At 67.1% G+C, this 21,709-nt stretch carries 22 protein-coding genes; 13 read left to right on the top strand and 9 right to left on the bottom strand.

Annotation, left to right across the window (positions count from 1 at the left end; genetic code table 11):
- Positions 1 to 176 precede the first annotated feature (176 nt).
- The 6 genes from fliE to AC5LXX_RS15755 all read left to right on the top strand — a co-directional run bounded on the left by fliE (position 177) and on the right by AC5LXX_RS15755 (position 4,201).
- Positions 177 to 521, top strand: a complete 345-nt coding sequence (gene fliE / locus AC5LXX_RS15780; RefSeq protein WP_034190274.1) for a flagellar hook-basal body complex protein FliE — start codon at positions 177 to 179, stop codon at positions 519 to 521.
- A 161-nt stretch (positions 522 to 682) separates the two neighbouring features.
- A complete protein-coding gene (gene fliS / locus AC5LXX_RS15775) occupies positions 683 to 1,117 on the top strand; it encodes a flagellar export chaperone FliS (RefSeq protein ID WP_493410050.1) in 435 nt (144 codons plus the stop codon).
- Positions 1,114 to 1,446, top strand: coding sequence for a flagellar protein FliT (locus AC5LXX_RS15770; protein WP_493410049.1), 333 nt, complete (start codon positions 1,114 to 1,116; stop codon positions 1,444 to 1,446). The genes fliS and AC5LXX_RS15770 overlap by 4 nt, the downstream gene beginning before the upstream one ends.
- 69 nt (positions 1,447 to 1,515) lie before the next feature.
- Positions 1,516 to 2,883, top strand: coding sequence for a flagellar hook-length control protein FliK (fliK, locus tag AC5LXX_RS15765; protein ID WP_493410048.1), 1,368 nt, complete (start codon positions 1,516 to 1,518; stop codon positions 2,881 to 2,883).
- Complete coding sequence (locus AC5LXX_RS15760) at positions 2,880 to 3,197, top strand: EscU/YscU/HrcU family type III secretion system export apparatus switch protein (RefSeq protein ID WP_493410047.1); 318 nt, start codon at positions 2,880 to 2,882, stop codon at positions 3,195 to 3,197. The genes fliK and AC5LXX_RS15760 overlap by 4 nt, the downstream gene beginning before the upstream one ends.
- A gap of 269 nt (positions 3,198 to 3,466) precedes the next feature.
- Entirely contained in the window at positions 3,467 to 4,201 is a 735-nt protein-coding gene (locus AC5LXX_RS15755; RefSeq protein ID WP_493410046.1) for a PepSY-associated TM helix domain-containing protein, read from the top strand.
- 66 nt (positions 4,202 to 4,267) lie between these two features.
- Here AC5LXX_RS15755 and AC5LXX_RS15750 read toward each other — a convergent pair whose 3' ends face one another.
- The 9 genes from AC5LXX_RS15750 to AC5LXX_RS15710 form a co-directional block, all read right to left on the bottom strand.
- Positions 4,268 to 5,293 carry an XdhC family protein gene (locus AC5LXX_RS15750; RefSeq protein ID WP_493410045.1) on the bottom strand — a complete coding sequence of 342 codons (1,026 nt, stop codon included), beginning with the start codon at positions 5,291 to 5,293 and terminating at the stop codon, positions 4,268 to 4,270.
- 210 nt (positions 5,294 to 5,503) lie between these two features.
- Positions 5,504 to 6,007: a hypothetical protein gene (locus tag AC5LXX_RS15745; protein WP_493410044.1), complete on the bottom strand. Its 504-nt coding sequence runs from the start codon at positions 6,005 to 6,007 to the stop codon at positions 5,504 to 5,506.
- Between the two features lie 550 nt (positions 6,008 to 6,557).
- Positions 6,558 to 7,964 (bottom strand): branched-chain amino acid transporter BcaP, encoded by a 1,407-nt coding sequence (bcaP, locus tag AC5LXX_RS15740; protein ID WP_322082953.1) that lies wholly within the window; start codon positions 7,962 to 7,964, stop codon positions 6,558 to 6,560.
- A 228-nt stretch (positions 7,965 to 8,192) separates the two neighbouring features.
- Complete coding sequence (gene rqpR / locus AC5LXX_RS15735; RefSeq protein ID WP_493410043.1) at positions 8,193 to 8,849, bottom strand: response regulator transcription factor RqpR; 657 nt, start codon at positions 8,847 to 8,849, stop codon at positions 8,193 to 8,195.
- Between the two features lie 7 nt (positions 8,850 to 8,856).
- Positions 8,857 to 9,672, bottom strand: coding sequence for a quorum system sensor histidine kinase RqpS (rqpS, locus tag AC5LXX_RS15730; RefSeq protein ID WP_493410042.1), 816 nt, complete (start codon positions 9,670 to 9,672; stop codon positions 8,857 to 8,859).
- Positions 9,673 to 10,088: 416 nt separating this feature from the next.
- The gene (locus AC5LXX_RS15725) at positions 10,089 to 10,859 is read right to left on the bottom strand and encodes a ferredoxin--NADP reductase (RefSeq protein ID WP_034190283.1); all 771 of its coding nucleotides are present in this window, start codon (positions 10,857 to 10,859) and stop codon (positions 10,089 to 10,091) included.
- A gap of 264 nt (positions 10,860 to 11,123) precedes the next feature.
- Entirely contained in the window at positions 11,124 to 11,939 is an 816-nt protein-coding gene (locus AC5LXX_RS15720; RefSeq protein ID WP_493410041.1) for an endonuclease/exonuclease/phosphatase family protein, read from the bottom strand.
- 5 nt (positions 11,940 to 11,944) lie between these two features.
- A complete protein-coding gene (locus AC5LXX_RS15715) occupies positions 11,945 to 12,433 on the bottom strand; it encodes a hypothetical protein (protein ID WP_493410040.1) in 489 nt (162 codons plus the stop codon).
- Positions 12,434 to 12,579: 146 nt separating this feature from the next.
- The gene (locus AC5LXX_RS15710) at positions 12,580 to 13,299 is read right to left on the bottom strand and encodes a nitroreductase (RefSeq protein WP_493410039.1); all 720 of its coding nucleotides are present in this window, start codon (positions 13,297 to 13,299) and stop codon (positions 12,580 to 12,582) included.
- Positions 13,300 to 13,528: 229 nt separating this feature from the next.
- Here AC5LXX_RS15710 and AC5LXX_RS15705 point away from each other — a divergent pair, with 229 nt between their 5' ends.
- The 7 genes from AC5LXX_RS15705 to AC5LXX_RS15675 all read left to right on the top strand — a co-directional run bounded on the left by AC5LXX_RS15705 (position 13,529) and on the right by AC5LXX_RS15675 (position 21,708).
- The gene (locus AC5LXX_RS15705) at positions 13,529 to 14,509 is read left to right on the top strand and encodes an AAA family ATPase (protein ID WP_493410038.1); all 981 of its coding nucleotides are present in this window, start codon (positions 13,529 to 13,531) and stop codon (positions 14,507 to 14,509) included.
- A gap of 122 nt (positions 14,510 to 14,631) precedes the next feature.
- Positions 14,632 to 15,741 carry an NAD(P)/FAD-dependent oxidoreductase gene (locus AC5LXX_RS15700; RefSeq protein ID WP_493410037.1) on the top strand — a complete coding sequence of 370 codons (1,110 nt, stop codon included), beginning with the start codon at positions 14,632 to 14,634 and terminating at the stop codon, positions 15,739 to 15,741.
- A gap of 162 nt (positions 15,742 to 15,903) precedes the next feature.
- Positions 15,904 to 16,215: a high-potential iron-sulfur protein gene (locus AC5LXX_RS15695; protein ID WP_021163765.1), complete on the top strand. Its 312-nt coding sequence runs from the start codon at positions 15,904 to 15,906 to the stop codon at positions 16,213 to 16,215.
- A gap of 190 nt (positions 16,216 to 16,405) precedes the next feature.
- Positions 16,406 to 17,713, top strand: a complete 1,308-nt coding sequence (locus tag AC5LXX_RS15690) for an MFS transporter (protein ID WP_124456815.1) — start codon at positions 16,406 to 16,408, stop codon at positions 17,711 to 17,713.
- 323 nt (positions 17,714 to 18,036) lie between these two features.
- The gene (locus AC5LXX_RS15685; RefSeq protein ID WP_493401821.1) at positions 18,037 to 19,665 is read left to right on the top strand and encodes an ABC transporter substrate-binding protein; all 1,629 of its coding nucleotides are present in this window, start codon (positions 18,037 to 18,039) and stop codon (positions 19,663 to 19,665) included.
- Between the two features lie 110 nt (positions 19,666 to 19,775).
- Positions 19,776 to 20,786, top strand: a complete 1,011-nt coding sequence (locus tag AC5LXX_RS15680) for an ABC transporter permease subunit (RefSeq protein ID WP_493401820.1) — start codon at positions 19,776 to 19,778, stop codon at positions 20,784 to 20,786.
- 4 nt (positions 20,787 to 20,790) lie between these two features.
- A complete protein-coding gene (locus tag AC5LXX_RS15675; RefSeq protein WP_124456812.1) occupies positions 20,791 to 21,708 on the top strand; it encodes an ABC transporter permease subunit in 918 nt (305 codons plus the stop codon).
- Position 21,709: the final 1 nt, after the last annotated feature.

The raw sequence follows: 21,709 nt of genomic DNA, 5'->3' as shown, positions 1-21,709 counted from the left end.
TCGTGATCCGCGCCGCACTCCGATCGACCGAAAAGAGCGGGGTTTCCCCCGTACTTTCTCGGCTTTGACGCGCGGCGCGCTGCTATCCTTTTTCGCGATCCGGCATGGTGCGCGTGGTGCGGCGCCGGCGGATCCGCCCGGTACGTCCGGGTCTCTTCTCTCAGCCTGGGGACAGCATGACTGCGAACGTCAGCGGAATCGGTTCGGTGTTGCAACAGATGCAGTCGATGGCCGCGCAGGCGTCCGGCGGCGTCGCGAGCCCGACGGCAGCGCTTGCCGGCTCGGGCGCGGCGACGGCCAGCACGTTCGCGAGCGCGATGAAGGCGTCGCTCGACAAGATCAGCGGCGACCAGCAGCACGCGCTCGGCGAGGCGAAGGCGTTCGAGGTCGGCGCGCCGAACGTGTCGCTGAACGACGTGATGGTCGACATGCAGAAAGCCAACATCGGCTTCCAGTTCGGGCTCCAGGTCCGCAACAAGCTAGTGAGCGCTTACAACGACATCATGCAGATGTCGGTGTGACAGGCGGGCCGGGCGGGGCCGGTGGGCCGGCTTTCAGCGCCCGGCGGCCGCCGCGTGCGCCTAAAGCTTTTCAAATCCCTTCCGATAACTCCGGAGAAGGCCGCGCCGTGCGATGCACGGTGGCGGCGACCGTATAGCCAAGGCAGAACAAGGAGAAGCGCATGTTTTCCCCAGGACACGCTGGAGCCAGTGCCTATGCGCGTGTCGGCGTCGAGACGGGGGTGATGGGCGCCTCCCCGCACCGGCTGATCGCGATGCTGTACCAGGGCGCGCGGCAGGCGATCGCGCTGGCGCGCATGCATTTGCAGCAGGGCAACGTGCCCGCGCGCGGCGAAGCGATCAGCAAGGCGATCCGGATCGTCGAGAGCGGGCTGCAGGCCTCGCTGAACCGCGACGCGGGCGGCGAGATCGCGGACCGGCTCGATGCGCTGTACACGTATATCGGCCGGCGCCTGATGGACGCGAACGCGCAGGCGAGCGACGCGATGCTGGTCGAGGTCGACAGGCTGCTCGCGACGCTCGAGGAAGCATGGACGGGCATCGGCCCGGAAGTCGCGCGGATGGCCGCGCAACAGGCAGCGGACGCATCACGATGAATCACAAGGCCGAATACTTCGCACTTTACGAGGCGCTCGCCGCCGTGTCGGGGCGCATGCTGTGCGCCGCCCGCGACGCCGACTGGAGCGCGTTGCCGGGGTTGCAGGCCGAATTCATGCAACTGGTCGACGGGTTGAAGGAAGCCGATCCGGGCGTCGCGCTCGACGAATCGGATCTCGGGCGCAAGCTCGACCTGATCCGCCGCATCCTGGCCGACGACGCGGCGATCCGCGATCTCGCGAGCCCGGACGTCGCGCGGTTGTCCGCGCTGTTCGAGGCGCGGCGCTCGACCCAGGTATTGACCGATCTCTATCGGGCGCGCGGGTAGGGCCCGTTTTCGGGGCCACGCATGTGCGTTCCATAGGCAAACACACCCCAGGGTGAGCAGGCTCCGATCATGACCGGTATCGATTCCGTTGCGGCCGCGCTGCTGGCGAGCCGCCTCGACAGCCTGCTGACCGACACCGTAGCGGCGCCCGCCGGCGGCGGCGCGACCGCGCAGGTCGGCACGCCGGGCGCCGGCGCGTCGTCTCCGCCGCCGGCCGGCAGCCCGCCGGCCGCGCCGCCGGCCTCCACGCAGACCGCACTGTCCGATGTCGGGCGCGTGCTAGACGCGATTTCGCGCGCGGGCGGCGATGCGACGCCCGCCATTGCCGGGCGCACGCCGCTGCTGGCCGATCCCAGCGTGCTGCTGACCGATCCGGCCGCGCCGGCGCGCGTTCCCGCTACACCCGCGCCGGCCGCATCCGCGCCGGCCACGTCGTCCCCGGCTGCCTCCGCCGCGGCATCGTCCGCCGCGGCTGTACGCGAAGCGGCCGCGCCGCTGCCGGTCGCGGCGCTGCGTGAGGCGCTCGCGCAGGCCGTGAGCGAGAGCGGCCTCTTCTATGAATCCCATCTGGCGCAGTGGCTGGCCGGCCAGCGTCCGCTCGCGGCGCTGATGCGCGAGCCGCAGGCACGCCTGACGGCCGCCCTCGCGCCGGCCGACCGCGATGCTTTGCCGCCCGGCTCGACCGACGTGCTCGACGAACTGCTGGCGCAGCGTTCGCCGCTACCCGCGCCCGCGCGGGCGGCCGCGCAGCCGGGCACGCCGGCCCAGGGCGGCGCACCGGCTCGCGATCCCGCGCAGGCGATGCCGGCGGCGGCCCGGCAAGGCGGATCGTTGCAGCCCGATTCCGCCGATCCGCTGGGTGCGCGTGCTGACACGCGCTGGACGCCCGCGCGTGCCGACCTGGCTGCCGCATCGTCCGATCCGCAGGCGCAGACCCTCGCGACCGTCCATCCGGCCGCCGTACCGATCGTCAGGCAGCAGCTCGATGCGCTCGCGACCGACCAGTTTCGCTGGACCGGCGAGGCCTGGCCGGGCGCGCGGCTCGACTGGACGATCGAGCCTGACGAACCGGGCAACCGCGGGCCGCGCGGCGGGGGCGACGACACGGGCGACGGCATCGCCTGGCGCACGCGCCTGACGCTGACGCTGCCGTCGCTCGGCACGGTCGATGCGGAACTGGTGCTGAACGGCGAGCAGCTCGTCGCGCGGCTGCGCGCGAACCAGACGGGCGCCGACCGCCTCGCGCGCAACGAGGCTGCGCTGCGGCAGCGGCTCGAGGGATCGGGGCTCAAGGTCGGCGGGCTGTCGATCCGCGCGGTCGACGGCGGCCCGGACGGCTTCGACCTGTTCGCGGCCCAGGCGGCGGCGGCCGCCTATGCGCGCGGCGCGGCCGGTGCCCAGCCGGCGCATGCGGCCGACGACGAGGCGCCGCGATGAGCATGACGTCCCGCAAGCGCGCGGCCGCGCTCGTCTACGACCCGAAAGGCGGCGACACGGCGCCGCGCGTGGTCGCGAAAGGTTACGGCCTGCTCGCCGAGATGATCGTCGTGCGCGCACGCGATGCGGGGCTGTACGTGCATACGGCGCCGGAGATGGTGTCGCTGCTGATGCAGGTCGATCTCGACGACCGGATTCCGCCGCAGCTCTACCAGGCCGTCGCGGACCTGCTCGCGTGGCTGTACGCGCTCGATCGCACCGATCCCGCGCCGGACGGCGCCGCGCCGCGTTTTCCGCTGCCGCCGTTGCGCTGACGGCGCCGGCATCACGCGGTTTCTTACGCCATGCTGTCTCGGCCTTGCAAGGTCGTTCTGACGGCATTTGTCTGCGATCGGTCGGCATTTCATCGCAACGCGAGCGCATCGGTCGCGTTGATCCGCGCATCCGGCCTGCCGCCGGCGATCCCGGCGGATTGAGCTCGCAATTGATTTATGTAATGATATCCATTCTCATTTTCATGTTGCTCGGCCGGCGCGCATGCATTGCGCGCCGGCCGTTGTTTTGAACGAATGGATACTTCCGCGTGAACGCGCCCGAAACGATCGACCCGCCCAAGGCGGGCATGCCGCGCGCCGGCGTCACCGTGCTGCACCCGGCGGGCCGCCATTTGAGCGACGACGAGCTGGCCGCGCGCCGCCAGCGCTCGCGCCGCGCCACCTTCATCAAGTGGCTGCGCAAGGTGCACGGCTGGGTCGGGCTGTGGGGCGCGGTGCTCGGGCTGCTGTTCGGCGTGACGGGCGTGCTGCTCAATCACCGCGCGCCGCCGCTGAAGATCCCGACCGGCGAGCCGCAGGTCGAGGAGTTGCAGGTCGCGCTGCCGGATCCGGTGCCGAAGACGCCGGCCGCGATGACGAAGTGGTTGCAGCAGGAACTGCATTTCGACGGCAAGCCGGGCCGCATGCGCAAGGAGCCCGCGCAGGCCGTCGCGTGGGGCGACAAGCGCGTGATGCAACCCGAACACTGGCAGTTCGGCGTGTTCGGCCCGCACCAGAACCTGCAGGCCGAATACTGGGTCGGCAACGGCTATGTGTCCGTGAAGCGCACGGGCAATACGTTCCTGACGACGCTGAACAACCTGCATCGCGGCGTCGGGATGAACCTCGGCTGGGTGCTGCTGATGGATACGATCGCGGGGTCGCTGATCCTGCTGTCGCTGACCGGCGTGCTGCTGTGGACCGAACTGAACAAGCGCCGTACGGTCGGCGTCGTGCTGGTGGTCGGTTCGGTCGCCGCCGCGCTTGCTGCCGGCCTGACCTGATTTTGACCTGACCCGCACGCGCGCCGGGCCGCAGCCGGCGCGATCGTCGTTGGCTGCGGCGGCGGGTCAGAGCCCGCAGGTCGCGCCGCTGTTCGCCGCGATCTCGCGCGCGGCCTTCGCGCCTTCGACCTGCAGGATCGTCGGCAACGATACGTGATTCTTCGCGGCGGTGATCTCGGCGAGGATCGAGATCGCGATTTCCGGCGGCGTCCTGCTGCCGATGTAGATGCCGGCCGGCCCGTGCAGCCGGCCCAGTTCCGCTTCGTTCAGGTCGAATTCGCGCAGCCGTTCGCGCCGCGCCGCATTGTTGCGCCGCGAGCCGAGCGCACCCACGTAGAACGCAGGCGTCTTCAGCGCCTCCATCAGCGCGAGATCGTCGAGCTTCGGATCGTGCGTCAGCGCGATCACGGCCGAACGCGCGTCGAGCTTCATGTCGAGCACCGTATCGTCGGGCATCGTGCGCACGACGCGCGTGCCCGGCACGTCCCACGCATCCGTGTATTCCTCGCGCGGATCGCACACCGTCACCTGGTAGTCGAGCCCGACCGCGATCTGGCACAGATAGCGTGACAACTGGCCGGCGCCGATCACGAGCATCCGGTAGCGCGGCCCGTGGATCGTCACGAGCCGCTCGCCGTCGAACGCGAGAGCGTCGGTCGCCTGCGCGGGCGACAGCGATGCGCGGCCGGTCGCGAGCGTCATCGTGCGCGTGACGAGGCGGCCGGCCTCGACTTCCGCGCACAGCGCGGCAATCCCGCTGTCGCGCGTGAGCGGTTCGAGCACGAGCTGGATCGTGCCGCCGCAAGGCAGCCCGAAGCGGTGCGCTTCCTCGGCCGTCACGCCGTACTTGAGCGCTTCCGGGCGCGCGTCGGCCGCGATCCCGCTCGCGTGCACGCGAGCGATCAGGTCGTCTTCGATGCATCCGCCGGACACGGAGCCGACCACGAGCCCGTCCTCGCGTACCGCGAGCATCGCGCCTTCGGGGCGCGGCGACGAGCCCCACGTCTTCACGACCGTCACGAGCAGCACGCGGCGCCCTTCTTCGAGCCAGCGCGCGCTGGATTTCAATACATCGAGATCGACGCTTTCCATCATCTTCTTCCTGTTGCCGGACGCGCCCGCCGATGCGGGCCGCGGTTCGATGGCGCGATTATGAACCGGCCGCGGCAAGCGTGCAGGCAACGGGGAACGCGCAAACGGGGAAGGGAGCAGTGCAGCGGCAAGGAAGGCGGGCAGGACGGCCCGTGACGGGGCCGTCGGGGAGGTTGCCGGGCGGAGGCATCCGCCCGGCGGGGCGATGCGTCAGAGCGAGCCCAGGTACTGCGTCAGGTTGCGGATGTTGTTGTCGTACGCGCTCGGCGAGCCAAGCTCGACGCCGCCGCTGCGCACGTAGTACTCGAACGGCACGGAGCGCGTGCCGAAGAACGGCAGGAAGTTGTCCGGCTGCAGTGTCGTGCCGTTCAGGCCGATCGCCCAGTTCCTCGACTTGTACAGCTCGAGATCGCGGATCGTCGCCTGGACCAGGTTCGTCTCCGACGCGCGAATCGCGGCGATGCGCTGCGTCAGCGTTTCGATGTTCGCCTGGTAAGCGCTCGGCTCGCCGACCGAGACGCCACGCGCACGGACGTAGTAGCTGAACGGCAGGTTGCGCTCGGTGAAGAACGTCAGGAAGCCGTCCGGTGCCAGCGTATCCCCGTTCAGCCCGATCGCCCAGTTCTTGCTTTGATAATCCTTGAGCCCCGCAATCGTCTGGTTGGTCGCGCTGATTTCGACCTTCGCCGTGACGTTGACCAATGTATTGCTCATGAAAGACCTCTCTGGTTCTTGTTGAACTTCGGACAGGTACAGCGACATGCCTCCGAATGGAGGCAATTCGATACCAGCGACCGGATTAACCGGTTTAAATTGTTTTATTTAAAAATGTGCTGAAAATTCTTTTTTGAATGTTTGATGAATTTCCGTTTAATGAAAAGACGCTTCGATGAAATCGATTGCAGCGCGCCGCGCTCCCGCTGCGGCGCACGCCCCGTCTGGTCAGGGCTGGACGAGGCACGCGCCAGCCGACTTGAATACTAGTTTGGCCGATGCAAGAGTTCAATGCTGGCCGCGATATTATTTTCTTCTATTCATATTCAACTCAATCTGGTTGAATTTTTAATCGATCGACTTTGTGATCGGAATCGAATATATCGGTATTCGAAAAACAACAAATGAAAATCGGAATTACCGTGCGGATCGTTGCGGAAAAAGCAACGTGGCGGCGTGGCGCGTGAAGCAGGGGGGGAAGGGAGGGGGAATGCGGGGCCGGTATCCGGCCCCGCGGGTGCGCATCGTGCCGTGTGCGGCACGGCGGCGCTCAGTGCGCGTCGTGGTGACCGTGCGCGAGCTTCGAGTGATGTCGCGAGTACAGGAAGTAGATCACGAGGCCGATCACGAGCCAGATGCCGAATGCGGCCCACGTGACGGGTTGCAGGTTCAGCATCAGGAACAGGCACGCGGCGACCGCGAGGATCGGCACCACGGGCACGCCCGGGCAGCGGAATGCGCGCGGCAGGTCGGGATGCGTGCGGCGCAGCACGAGCACCGCGATCGACACCATCGAGAACGCCGCGAGCGTGCCGATGTTGATCAGCTCGGCGAGCACGTTGAGCGGCACGAGCGCGGCGATCAGGCCGAAGAACAGGCCGACGAGCCAGGTCGTCAGGAACGGCGTCGCGTAGCGCGGGTGCACGCGCGACAGCGCGGCCGGCAGCAGCCCGTCGCGCGACATCGCGAAGATCACGCGCGTCTGGCCGTAGCTCATCACGAGGATCACGGTCAGCATGCCGAGCACCGCGCCGAGATCGATGAAGCCCGCGACCCACTTCTCGCCGGCGATCTGCAGCGCGTACGAGATCGGGTGCGAGATGTTCGCGTACTGGGCTGCCGGCACGATGCCGGTCGCGACCGCGGCGACCGTCACGTACAGCACCGCGCACACCGCGAGCGACGCGATGATGCCGATCGGCAGGTCCCGTTTCGGGTTCTTCACTTCCTCGGCCGCCGACGACACCGCGTCGAAGCCGATGAACGCGAAGAACATCACGGCTGCCGCGCCGAACACGCCGTTCCAGCCGTGCGGCATGAACGGCTTCCAGTTCGCGGGCGTCACGTGGAACAGGCCCACCGCGATCACGAGCAGCACGACCGACACCTTGATGAACACCATGATGTTGTTGATGCGGGTCGACTCGCGGATGCCGATCGACAGCAGTGTCGTGATCACGATCATCACGAGGAACGCGGGCAGGTTGAACCACGTGACGACGCCCGGCACGGCGCCGGGCGCGGCCGTCAGCACGGCCGGCAGCGACAGCCCGAAGCCCTGCAGCAGCGACTGCAGGTAGCCCGACCAGCCGACCGATACGGCCGACGACGCGAGGCCGTACTCGAGCATCAGGTCCCAGCCGATGATCCACGCGACGAGCTCGCCGAGCGTCGCGTACGAATACGTGTAGATCGAGCCGGCGACGGGGATCGTCGACGCGAACTCCGCATACGACAAGGCGGCCAAGCCGCACGCGATCGCGGCGATCACGAACGACAGCATCAGCGCGGGGCCGGCCTGCACGGCGCCGGTGCCGGTCAGCACGAAAATGCCGGTGCCGATGATCGCGCCGATGCCGAGGAAGGTGAGGTCGATCGCGCCGAGCGCTTTCTTGAGCCCGGCGGCGTGTGCGCCGGCGATCATGCGATCGACGTTTTTCTTGCGGAAGAGAGACATTGCGGATGAATCGCCAGCGCGCGCAGGCACGGCGCGCCGACTAAGTAAAAACCGATAATTTTAGCCGATTTGGCGTACAAGCCCTGCTGCGGTGCAGCGGTGTGCCGCGGAATCGGCCGATAAAACAAGCGCTTGCGCGCGAAACGGGCGGGGGGGAGGCGACGCGGCGTGCGCCGCGTCATGGAATCGGACGAATCCGAGCGTTCAGGCGAAGGCCGGTCGCACCGGTCAGGCGCCGGCCGCGGGCGCCATGTCGACGAGCTGGTTGCTCATCACGTAGAACGTGAGTTCCGCGTTGTTCGACAGCCGCATCTTCTCGAGCAGCCGCGACCGGTACACGCTCACCGTCTTCACCGACAACGACAGCGTGTTCGCGATGTCGGTGAGCCGCTTGCCCGACGCGAGCATGCAGAGCGTCTGGTATTCGCGGTCGGACAGCTTCTCGTGCGGCAGCGGCTCGTTCTCGAACGACACGTATTCGGCGAGCGCCTCGGCCATCGCGGGGCTCACGTACTTGCGGCCGGCCGCGACCTGCTGGATCGCGCCGATCATCTGCGCGGCGTTGACCGTCTTCGACAGGTAGCCGGCCGCGCCGGCCTTCAGCGCGCGCACCGCGTACTGGTCCTCGCGGTACATCGAGAACATCAGCACCGGCGTGCGCGACAGCTTGCGCTTGAGGCGCTTGAGCACCTCGATGCCGTTCGTGTCGGGCAGCGAGATGTCGAGCAGGATCACGTCGAATTCCTGTTTGTCGACGGCTGCCATCGCGTCGCCGCCGGTTTCGGCTTCGGTGACGTCGCGCGCGATGCCGCGGTCGATCAGCAACTGGCGAATCCCTTGCCGGACGATCGCGTGATCATCCACGAGCAGGATGTTCAGGCTCATGACGACCTCACGAAAGCGACGCGCGGCGGGCCGCGACGGGCACCGCGAGCAGCGAATCCCACGCGAAGCGCGCGACGACGCGCGTGCCGTGGCCGGTTTCCGGCGTGGCCGTCTCGAAGCCGCCGCCGAACGCCTCGCAGCGGGCGCGCATGCCGGCGAGGCCGTAGCCGCTGCGGCGGCTGCGCGCGAAACCGGTCCCATCGTCGGTGACAATCAGTGACAGATGCGTGCCGTCCGTGACGATCCGTACGTCGACCGACGTCGCGCGGGCATGCTTCGCGACGTTCGACAGCGCTTCCTGCGCGACGCGGAATACCGCGAGCGCGCTGGCGCCGGCGATCTGCGTGAGGCGTGCGTCGGCCGCACACACGAAGCTCGTGCGCAGGCCCGTGCGGGCCGCGTGCGTGTCGATCCAAGACGACAGCGCGCCGATCATGCCGGCGTCGAGCGCCGGCGTGTCGCGTTCGTCGATCAGCCGGCGATTCGCGTCGGTGGCGGCGTCGAGCGCCTGCTGCGCCAGTGCCAGCGCGCGCAGGCAGCCTTCCGGCGCATCGGCCGGCAGCCACGTTTGAACGTTTGCGAGTGCGAAACGCGCGGCGGTCAATTCGGCACCGAGCCCGTCGTGCAGCTCGCCGGCCAGGTGGCGGCGGGCCGCTTCGTCGGCGGCGAGCAATTGGGCGGACAGGGCTGCGATCCGTGCGGCGGAAGCGTCGCGCTTCGACGCGGTGTCGGCAACGGGCGGAGTAGCGGCGCAGCTGGGCACACGCTGCCGCGACGGGAACGGGGCGTGGGCGCCCGAGGGCGCGTTAAGCGACGTATCCATGACTCTCCCTGCTGTCAGAAAGCGGTTCAGACACCGGCTGGCTGCGTGGATCGGCTGCCGTTTCGATGACGGTCGCCGCCAGAGAATCGCGCCATGCCGAGGTAACAAAAGTTACATCTTGTAACACTTGCATCCGACCCTTCCACTCTCGTTCAAACGGCAACCATGCGCGGCGAATAATATCTCAAAATTTCTGAAAAGGTCATGTCGGGCGGACATTTAAGGGTAAATGTGAATAATCGGAATGAAGGTGTTGTAGGAAAAACACTGACACTCGAACACCCGGCGGTGACGTATCCAAATGTAACTATTTGAGATGAGATGGTCCCAGTTTGTTACGAATTCGCCAAGTCCGGACGAAAAAAAACCGGAGCTTTCGCTCCGGTCCTTGATGCCGCACAAATTTCGGGGGCAGATCAGTCCACGAAGGCGCGCTCGATCACGTAGTGGCCCGGCGCGCTGTTCTTGCCTTCGACGAGGCCGGCCTGCTTCAGCAGGTCGGTCGTGTCCTTCAGCATCGCGGTGCTGCCGCACAGCATCACGCGGTCGTTTTCCGGCGAGAACGGCGGGACGTCGAGATCCGTGAACAGCTTGCCCGTCGCGATCAGGTCGGTGATCCGGCCTTCGTTGTCGAACGCTTCGCGCGTGACGGTCGGGTAGTAGACGAGCTTTTCCTTGATGATGTCGCCCAGGTACTCGTGGCCCGGCAGGTCGTGCTTGATGTAGTCCATGTACGCGAGCTCGCCCTTCAGGCGGCACGTGTGCGTCAGGATCACCTTGTCGAAGCGCTCGTAGATCTCCGGATCGCGGATGATCGACATGAACGGCGCGAGGCCCGTGCCCGTCGACAGCATCCACAGCGTCTTGCCCGGCAGCAGGTTGTCGGCGACCAGCGTGCCCGTCGGCTTCTTGCCGATCAGCACCGTGTCGCCCACCTTCAGGTGCTGCAGGCGCGACGTCAGCGGGCCGTTCTGCACCTTGATGCTGAAGAATTCGAGATGCTCTTCGTAGTTCGGGCTGACGATCGAGTAGGCGCGCGCGAGCGGCTTGCCGTCGACCTCGAGGCCGACCATCGTGAATTCGCCGTTGTTGAAGCGCAGGCTCGCCTCACGGGTGCAGGTGAAGCTGAACAGCGTGTCGGTCCAGTGATGGACGGATTGGACGGTGGCGGTGTCGTATTTGCTCATGGCTTTGAAAACGGACGCGCGTAGCGGACGCGTGTAACGGGCCCAAAAACGGGCAAAAAACCGAGTGCGACGGCCCGATCACGGATCGGCCGGCCGGCGCGTCGGACACGCGCCTTCTCGATGACAGACGTTTGAGGAACTCGTTATTTTACCCTGTGGGCGCGAATCGCGGGCTTGACCCGCGCGGCTGCGCGGATTTGGCGCAACAAATCCTTGCAGCGAGCTTTCAGTGATCGGCCGCGCGCCGCCCGGTATCGGGGAACGTCATTGCGGATCGAGGCGCAGGCGCGCGATGTACGGCAGGTGGTCCGACAGCCACGCGGCCTCGCCGGCGGGCGCGCGCCATTCGAGCGGCGTCAGGCCGCGCACGAACATCTTGTCGAGCGCGAGCGCCGGCGAGAACGCGGGGAACGTGCGGCCCGATTCGCCGAGTAGCGTCGCGACCTCGGACATCCCGATCTCGCCGAACAGCGCGACCGAATCGTTGCGCCAGTCGTTGAAGTCGCCGGCGAGCATCAGCGGGCCGTCGCCCGCGTTGCGCACGATCCAGTGCGCGATCCAGTGCATCTGGCGCAGCCGCGCGGCGCGCGTGAGCGCAAGGTGCGCGCACAGCAGCGTGACCGGGCGCGCGCCCGCGAGCGTCGCACGCGCGACGAGCAGCCCGCGCCGCTCGAAGCGGTGCGCGGAGATGTCCCAGCGGCCGCCGAGGTCGAGCGGATGCGGCGACAGGATCGCATTGCCGTGCCGCCACGACGGCTTGAACACGTTCGGCCCGAGCGCGATCTGCCAGTCGAGCGCATGCGCGATCTCGGTGGCCTGGCAATGCCACACGTCGTCGACCGCGTCGTCCATCTGCGCGCCGAAGCCGGGCGCGAGTATGGGGCGCGGCATGCGGCGCGCCATCGCTTCCTGCAGGAAATACACGTCGGCGTGCGTCGACTGCATCCAGTTGCGCATCGCGTTCCACGCGGTGAAGCCGAGCGGCGAGCGGCCTTTGTGCAGGTTCCAGCTCACCGCGGTGATTTCGTCGGGCGCGGCGTGCGGTTCGGCGAACGGCAAGGACAGGGCGTCGGCGGACATGACGCTCAGTCCTTCGCGACGTGCGCACGCACGCGGTACACGAGATGCGGATGCTGCTCGACGAGCGTCCAGTCGGTCCATGCATCGCCGCCGACCGACAGGCCGGGGTGGCTCGCGACGATCTGCCGCGGCGACACGGGCACGCACGGATCGCTGCGCGTCGCGTTTTCGTCGTCGAGCGTTTCCTGCACGTCGAGCGCAAGCGATACCGTGTTCGCGCCGGTGTCGACGGTGAGCGGCGCGACGGTGACCGAACGCGTGCGCTCGGTCGGCACGACGCGCGCGGCATTGCCGCAGCCGACGGGCACGGCGGACGGATAGCGATGGGTGTCGGTGCGGGACTGGCCGACGGTGGTGCGTTGCTGGAACGTGTCGATCGTCTGACCGTCGCGCTGCACCTGGATCTCCCACGCGACGGAGGCCGGCGCGGGGCTTTGCGCATGGGCGGCGAGCGCGACGCTCGCAAGCAGGACGGCCAGGCCGTGTTTCAGCATGAAACGTCTCCGGAAACGCGCAATAGCGGGGAACGGACGCACATCTTACGCCCGATCGATTTCGATCGTGATGTGACAGGACAGGCGGCGACAGGTTCGCCGCACGATTCGGTCCTGCTCGAAAGGTAGGGCCGTGCCGTGCATTTTCAAGCAAAGAAGCGCGCGAACTCGGCGACGGGCGCGCGCTCGGTGACGAGGCGGTTCTCGATCGCGTCGGGGTTCGCATGGCCGAGCGACATCCCGCAGACGAGCTGTTCGTTGGGGGGAATGCCGAGGTGGTCGGCGACGATCCGGTGAAACGGCACGAACGCGGCCTGCGGGCAGGTATCGAGCCCGCGTGCGCGCGCGGCCGTCATCACGCCCTGCAGGAACATCCCGCAGTCGAGCCAGGCCCCTAACGTCATCACGCGGTCGAGCGTGAAGAACAGCGCGACCGGCGCATCGAAGAAACGGAAGTTGCGCGCGTGCTGCGCATGCATGCGCGCCTTCTCGTCGCGGCCGATGTTCAACAGCCCGTACAGGTCCCAGCCGACCTTGCGGCGCCGGTCGATATACGGCGACACCCATTCGCGCGGGTAGTAGTCGTATTCGGCGACGTACTTCTCGTCGCGCGCGGGATCGTCGTACGCCGCGGTGAGCGCGGCGGCGAGCGCATCGCGCGTGGCGCCCGTCGCGACGTACACGCGCCATGGCTGGATGTTGGTGCCCGACGGCGCGCGGCTCGCGGCTTCGAGGATCGCCTCGAGCGTGTCGCGCGGCACGGGTGTCGGCAGGAAGGCGCGGATCGCGCGGCGCGACGTGAGCGCCGTGTCGACGGCGTCGATCGCATCGGCATCGACGCGCGGGGAAGCAGCGGGGACGGACATCGGCATACCTTTCGGGCATCGCGCGACGCGCCGTGCGGGCGCCGTCGGCAACGCCGGCGCGGCGGGTGGGTGAACCAACGATCATACGCCGCGGCGCGCGGCGGTGCAGCGCACGCGAAGTGTTAGCAGCAGACTCGCGCGGCTGCTTGCTTGCGCCGGAATACTGGATCGCTACACTGAAATCGTAAGGGTCTGATGAGTGTGTGACAGCGAGTGCAGCGAGGTTGGTATGACGACGGCGATGGTGAAACAGGAACTGGCGGTGGCGTCCTTCAGCACGGTGTACGACCTCGAGCAGGTCGAGGCCGCGCTGAGCGACCTGAACGAGAGCGCGAGCGAGGCATTGCGCGCCACTTACGAGCGAATGCTCAAGACGGGGAATCTGCGCTTCTGCGTGAAGCCGAACCGGATGCCTTCATTCGACGAGCTCGGCGAAGCGTTGCCGAATTTCGGCGAACCGCTCGACGACGTGCGCAAGCAGGTCGCGTTGTGCCTGGAGACGGACGACCGGCTCGAACTGATGCCGATCCTGCTGCTCGGGCCGCCCGGGATCGGCAAGACGCATTTCGCGAAGGCGCTCGCGCAACTGCTCGGCACCGCGTACCACTACGTGCCGATGAGTTCGCTGACGGCCGGCTGGATCCTGTCCGGCGCGTCGTCGCAATGGAAGAACGCGAAGCCCGGCAAGGTGTTCGAGGCGCTCGTGAACGGCAGCTACGCGAACCCGGTGATCGCGGTCGACGAGATCGACAAGGCCGGCAGCGATGCGCAATACGATCCGCTCGGCGCGCTGTATGCGTTGCTCGAACACGACACCGCGCGCGCGTTCGTCGATGAATTCGCGGAAGTGCCGATCAATGCGGGCAACGTGATCTGGATCGCGACCGCGAACGACGCGCAGGCGATTCCGGAGCCGCTGCTCAACCGGATGAACGTGTACGAGATCGCGCCGCCCGACGCGGCCGGCGCGCGCCGGATCGCGCAGACGATCTACGACGAGATCCGCACGTCGCACGCGTGGGGGCGGCGCTTCCCCGACACGCTCGGCGACGATGCGCTCGACGTGCTCGCCGCGACGCCGCCGCGCACGATGCGCCGCGCGCTGCTGCATGCATTCGGCGCGGCGCGGCTCGACGGCCGCGATGTGATCGCGCCGCACGACATCCGCGCGGACGAGGGTGCCGCGAAGCGCCGGCCGATCGGCTTCTGACACGGCGGTGCGCGCACGGCTGCGGCGTGCGCGCACCGCGCTGCGGATGCGTTCGGCAAGCGTGCGAACCGGGACGTACAATTCCCTTCTCTCCCTTCGACGCGTTAGCGGCGCGAAATGTCATGGAGCAGATGGATTGTGTCGTGATCGGCGCGGGTGTCGTCGGTCTGGCGATTGCGCGGGAACTGGCCGCGCGCGGACGTGAAACGATCGTGCTCGAGGCGGCCGACGCGATCGGCACCGGCACGAGTTCGCGCAACAGCGAAGTGATTCACGCGGGGCTCTACTATCCGCGCGGGTCGCTGAAGGCGACGTCGTGCGTGCGTGGCCGCGACATGCTGTATGCATTCTGCGAGACGCATCACGTGCCGCACCGGCGCACGGGCAAGCTGCTCGTCGCGACGAGCGCCGCGCAGGTGAAGCAGTTGAAGGCGATCGCCGCGCGCGCGGCCGAAAACGGCGTACTCGACCTGCTGCCGCTCACGCGAGCGGAGGCGCAGACGCTCGAGCCCCAGCTCGAATGCGTGGAGGCGTTGTTCTCGCCGTCGACGGGCATCGTCGACAGCCACCAGCTGATGCTCGCGCTGCTCGGCGACGCGGAACGCGACGGCGCGATGTGCGCGCTGCAATCGCCGGTCGAATCGATCGACGTGCTGCGCGGCGGGCGCTTCATCGTGCGCACGGGCGGCGACACGCCGACCGAGATCGAGGCCGCGTGTGTGATCAACAGCGCGGGCCTCGGTGCGCAGGCGCTCGCGCGCCGCACGCGCGGGCTCGACCCGCGCTGGGTGCCGCCGCTCTATCTCGCGCGCGGCAATTACTTCAGCCTGTCGGGCCGCGCGCCGTTCTCGCACCTGATCTACCCGATGCCCGATCGCGCGGGGCTCGGCGTGCACCTGACGTTCGATCTCGGCGGGCAGGCGCGCTTCGGCCCGGACGTCGAATGGTGCGACTCGCTGCGCTACGAAGTCGATCCGGCGCGGGCGACCGCGTTCTACGCGTCGATCCGTGCGTTCTGGCCGGGCCTGCCCGACGACGCGCTGCAGCCGGCTTACGCGGGCATCCGGCCGAAGCTCGCGGGGCCCGGCGAGCCGCCGGCCGATTTCATCGTGCAGGGGGCCGCGCAGCATGGCGTGCGCGGGCTCGTGAACCTGTTCGGCATCGAGTCGCCGGGGCTCACCGCGTCGCTCGCGCTCGCGCAGCGCGTGGGCGAGATGACGTCGCGTGCATGACGCATCCGGCTCGCGCCCGCGCGGGCCGGATGCGTGAAGTTCCCGTGTGAAATCCCTTATCTCCGGCATTTCGGCGCGCACATTTATGCGCTTGAGCGGTATTCTGTTGACGGGCTGTCGCCAGAACAGCTTTCAAACCGATAACGTTGGAGCGAGTCCCCCATGAAAACATCCCGTCGGAGTTTCCTGATTACGAGCATTGGTGCCGTGTCCGCGCTGGCGCTGTCGCGCGAAGCGCTGGCCGATGCGCCGATGCTGTCGGAGACGGATCCGACCGCCGTGGCGCTCGGCTACAAGGCCGATGCCACGAAGGTCGACAAGACGAAGTACCCGAAATACGCAGCGGGCCAGGATTGTGCGGCCTGCATGCTGTACCAGGGCAAGAAGGGCTCGGCATCGGGCCCGTGCGGCGCCTTCCCCGGCAAGCAGGTGTCGGCGAAGGGCTGGTGCAGCGCTTTCTCGAAGATGGGTTGAGTCCGTGCGGCATCGTGCGATGCCGCATTGTGGCGAAAACCGCAAAACGCCCGCCGTCGAAAGATGGCGGGCGTTTTTTAATGCTTGAAAACGGTTCCGTCGCTTTCTACACTCGCTGCAAACCTGCGCGCCGCGACCCACCCGCGCGCCGCACCGCCCGACACGGCGAAATCACGAGGACGAGGCACGCATGGCGACGATTGCGAATTCAACCAAGACGGTCCGGCCCGAGCGTGCGCTGAACCGCCGTGCGGTGGCCGCTGCCGTGATCGGCAACGCGCTCGAGTGGTACGACTTCACGGTGTTCGGCTTCATGACGGTCGTGATCGCCGAGCTGTTCTTCCCGACCTCCAGCGAGTATTCGTCGCTGCTCCTCACCACCGCGACGTTCGGCGTCGCGTTCTTCATGCGCCCGATCGGCGGCATCGTGTTCGGACTGTACGCGGATCGCGCGGGCCGCAAGGCCGCGCTGTCGCTCGTGATCCTGCTGATGACGGCCGGCATCTTCCTGCTCGCGATCGCGCCGCCCTACGCGGCGATCGGCATCGGCGGCCCGATCCTGATCGTGCTCGGCCGGCTGCTGCAGGGCTTCTCCGCGGGCGGCGAATTCGGCAGTGCGACGGCGCTGCTGATCGAAGCGGCGCCGTTCTCGAAACGCGGTTTCTACGGCAGCTGGCAGATGGCGAGCCAGGCAGCCGCGCTGCTGATCGGCGCGCTCGTCGGCGCGGCCGTCACGCGCGGGCTGTCGCACGACGCGCTGCGCAGCTGGGGCTGGCGCGTGCCGTTCATCCTCGGGCTCGTGATCGGCCCGATCGGCTTCTACATCCGCCGCCATCTCGCCGATTCCGAAGCGTTCCTGCATGCGCAGCAGAGCGCGCGCCGCGCGACGCTCGGCGAAGTGTTCACGCGCTACCCGCGCGAGGTGCTGTGCGGGCTCGGCTCGGTGATCGCGCTGACGGTGACGATCTACGTGCTGATCAGCTATCTGCCGACCTTCGCGGTGAAGCAGCTGAAGCTGCCGTACTCGGAATCGTTCTACGCGGTGATCGTTGGCAACCTGCTGCTGATGGTCCTGTCGCCGATCGCGGGCGCATGGTCCGATCGCATCGGTCGCAAGGGGCTGTCGCTGTGGTCGCTGGTGCTGACGCTCGCGCTGATGTATCCGCTGTTCGCTTGGCTCGATGCGGCGCCGAGCATCGGACGGCTGATCGCGGTGCAGGCCGTGCTGTCGGTGACGCTCGCGGGCTACTACGGACCGTTCGGCGCGATGATCGCCGAGCTGTTCCCGGCCAACGTGCGCTCGACCGGGCTGTCGATCGCGTACAACGTCGCGGTGATGCTGTTCGGCGGCTTCGGGCAGTTCATCGTCACGTGGCTGATCAAGGTGACGGGCACGCCGCTCGCGCCGACCTATTACGTGATGGCCGGGATCGCGCTGTCGATCGTCGCGGTCGCATTCGTGCCCGCGCGCAGTGCCGACCTCGACGCGCCGGCGTGATCGGATGACGGATTGAAGACGGCCATCGGATCGTTTCGTAAAACGCAATGATGGGTGGCCCGACGACGAAAGCAGCCTCGCTGAACCGACGCGTTCGCGCCCGAATTGTTTAGTTGTCGAACGAAACTTGCGCCGAATGAACGGAACTGTCGCTCGCGCGCGTTTTTCGCATTTTTCATTCGCGCGATACATCGGCAAAAACCCGTGTGGGTGCGTCTAGAAGAGTTTTTTCTCCAGCTTGTTGCCGCATCGTTAGCTCAAGTAATATCCGCGTACGCCGGACCCTGGCGGGGCCGGTTCCGATCTGGAGACCTGGAGGAAACATGGAATACAACCGTCTGTTGCACACCCTGCGTGTTACCGCCATTGCAGGCGTGGCAGCGGCATCGCTCGGCGTCGCGGGCTCTGCATTCGCACAGATCCCGAACAAAACGCTCGTCTACTGCTCAGAAGGCAGCCCGGCGGGTTTCGATTCCGCGCAATTTACGACCGGCGTCGATTTCACCGCCGCCACGTTCACCGTCTACAACCGTCTCGTCGAATTCGAGCGCGGCGGCACGAAGGTCGAGCCGGGCCTCGCCGAGAAGTGGGACGTATCGTCCGACGGCAAGGTGTACACGTTCCACCTGCGCCACGGCGTGAAGTTCCACACGACCGACTTCTTCAAGCCGACGCGTGAATTCAACGCGGACGACGTCGTGTTCTCGTTCGAGCGCATGCTCGATCCGAACAATGCGTTCCGCAAGGCGTACCCGGTGTCGTTCCCGTACTTCACCGACATGGGCCTCGACAAGCTGATCACGAAGATCGAGAAGGTCGATCCGTACACCGTGAAGTTCACGCTGGCCGAACCGAACGCGCCGTTCATCCAGAACATGGCGATGGAATTCGCGTCGATCCTGTCGGCCGAATACGGCGACCAGCTGATGAAGGCCGGCAAGGCCGCCGACATCAACCAGAAGCCGGTCGGCACGGGCCCGTTCATCTTCCGCAGCTACACGAAGGACGCGACGATCCGCTTCGATGGCAATCCTGATTACTGGAAGAAGGGCGAAGTGAAGATCTCGAAGCTGATCTTCTCGATCACGCCGGATCCGGGCGTGCGCGTGCAGAAGATCAAGCGCAACGAATGCCAGGTGATGAGCTATCCGCGCCCGGCCGACATCGCGACGCTGAAGGCCGACTCGAACGTCGACATGCCGTCGCAGGCCGGCTTCAACCTCGGTTACCTCGCGTACAACGTCGAGCACAAGCCGGTCGACAAGCTCGAAGTGCGTCAGGCGCTCGACATGGCGATCAACAAGAAGGCGATCCTCGAGTCCGTCTACCAGGGCGCCGGCCAGGCCGCGAACGCACCGGTGCCGCCGACCCAATGGTCGTACGACAAGAACCTGAAGATGCCGGCCTACGACACCGCGAAGGCGAAGGCGCTGCTCGCGAAGGCAGGCTTCCCGAACGGTTTCGAGATCACGCTGTGGGCGATGCCCGTGCAGCGCGCGTACAACCCGAATGCCCGCCTGATGGCCGAGATGATCCAGGCCGACTGGGCGAAGATCGGCGTGAAGGCGAAGATCGTCACGTACGAGTGGGGCGAGTACATCAAGCGCGCGCACTCGGGCGAGCAGGACACGATGCTGATCGGCTGGACGGGCGACAACGGCGATCCGGACAACTGGCTCGGCACGCTGCTCGGCTGCGAAGCGATCAAGGGCAACAACTTCTCGCACTGGTGCTACAAGCCGTTCGACGAACTGGTCCAGAAGGGCCGTACGACGACGGGCCAGGACGCACGGACGAAGCTCTACACGCAGGCCCAGCAGATCTTCGCGCAACAGCTGCCGTTCTCGCCGATCGCGAACTCGACGGTCTACCAGCCGGTGCGCAAGAACGTGGTGGACATGCGTATCGAACCGCTCGGCTATGCCCGCTTCGACGGTGTTAGCGTGAAGTAACACACCTGTCGTAAGCTGTCGCGAAGACCGGCTAACTCATCCGGCGGCGGGAGGCCAAAAGCTTCCCGTCGCCGGTCGCACATTTCCCACAAGAAAATACGAGACGCATCATGTTCAGATTCGTGTTGCGCCGCGTGGGCATGGTGATCCCGACTTTCATCGGCATCACCATCCTGGCGTTTGCGCTGATTCACCTGATACCGGGCGACCCCATCGAAGTGATGATGGGCGAGCGCGGCGTCGACCCCGCGATGCACGCAGAGGCGATGAAACGCCTCGGGCTCGACCAGCCGCTGCCCATGCAGTACGTCCACTACATCGGCCGGGCGCTGCATGGCGACCTCGGCACGTCGATCATCACCAACACGAGCGTCGCGGGCGAATTCTTCGCGCGCTTCCCGGCGACCGTCGAGCTGTCGCTGTGCGCGCTCGTGTTCGCGCTCGCGGTCGGGCTGCCGGCCGGCGTGATCGCCGCGCTGCGGCGCGGTTCCGTCATCGACCACGGCGTGATGGGCACCGCGCTCACCGGCTACTCGATGCCGATCTTCTGGTGGGGGCTGATCCTCATCATGGTGTTTTCGTCATACCTCGGCTGGACGCCCGTGTCGGGGCGCATCGCCGTCGAATACGACTTCCCGCACCCGACGGGCTTCATGCTGATCGACGCGCTGCTCGCGCCGGACGAAGGCTCGTTCAAGTCGGCGGTCAGCCACCTGATCCTGCCCGCGATCGTGCTCGGCACGATCCCGCTCGCGGTGATCGCGCGGATGACGCGCTCGTCGATGCTCGAAGTGCTGCGCGAGGACTACATCCGCACCGCCCGCGCGAAGGGGCTGTCGCCCGTGCGCGTGGTCGTCGTGCATGCGCTGCGCAACGCGCTGATCCCGGTCGTCACCGTGATCGGCCTGCAGATCGGCACGCTGCTCGCGGGCGCCGTGCTGACCGAGACGCTCTTTTCGTGGCCCGGTGTCGGCAAGTGGCTGATCGATGCGATCGGCCGCCGCGACTATCCGGTCGTCCAGGGCGGCATCCTGTTGATCGCGACGCTCGTGATCGTCGTGAACCTGGTCGTCGACCTGCTGTACGGCGTGCTGAATCCGCGCATCCGCCACACGAGGTAATTCCATGAGCAATCTGCAAAACACCCTGCCGACCGAATCCGCGCCGGCCGGCGGCCGTGCGCTCGCGCTGCGCGAGTTCTGGGCCAACTTCTCGCGCAACCGCGGCGCAGTCGGCGCCGGCATCGTCGTGATCGTGCTGATCGCAGTCGCGCTGCTCGCGCCGCTGATCGCGCCGCACAGCCCGGTCGAGCAATACCGCGACTTCGTGAAGATCCCGCCCGCGTGGCTCGCCGGCGGCAACTGGCAATTCATCCTCGGCACCGACGAGGCGGGCCGCGACATTCTTTCGCGGCTGATGTTCGGCGCGCGGATGTCGTTCTGGATCGGCTTCGTGTCGGTCGTGCTCGCGCTGATCCCCGGCATCGTGCTCGGGCTCGTCGCCGCGTTCTTCCAGAAGTGGGCCGACACGCCCGTGATGCGCATCATGGACGTGCTGCTCGCGCTGCCGTCGCTGCTGCTCGCGGTCGCGGTCGTCGCGATCATCGGCCCGGGCCTCACCAACACGATGTTCGCGATCGCGATCGTCGCGCTGCCGGCCTATGTGCGCCTGACGCGCGCGTCGGCGCTCGGCGAGCTGCAGAAGGAATACGTGACGGCGTCGCGCGTGGCCGGTGCCGGCACGCTGCGCCTGATGTTCTCGCAGGTGCTGCCCAACTGCACGGCGCCGCTGATCGTGCAGGCGACGCTCGGCTTCTCGTCGGCGATCCTCGACGCGGCCGCGCTCGGCTTCCTCGGCCTCGGCGTGCAACCGCCGACCGCAGAGTGGGGCGCGATGCTGGCCTCCGCGCGCGACTACATCGACAACGCGTGGTGGATCGTGACGATGCCGGGCCTGTCGATCCTGATTTCGGTGCTCGCGATCAACCTGCTCGGCGACGGGCTGCGTGACGCGCTCGATCCCAAACTGAAACGGATGGCGTGAC

It is taken from the genome of Burkholderia torrens (assembly GCF_984668525.1).
Note: the sequence above shows the minus strand (reverse complement) of the source record. Positions and strands in the feature narration are given on the sequence as shown.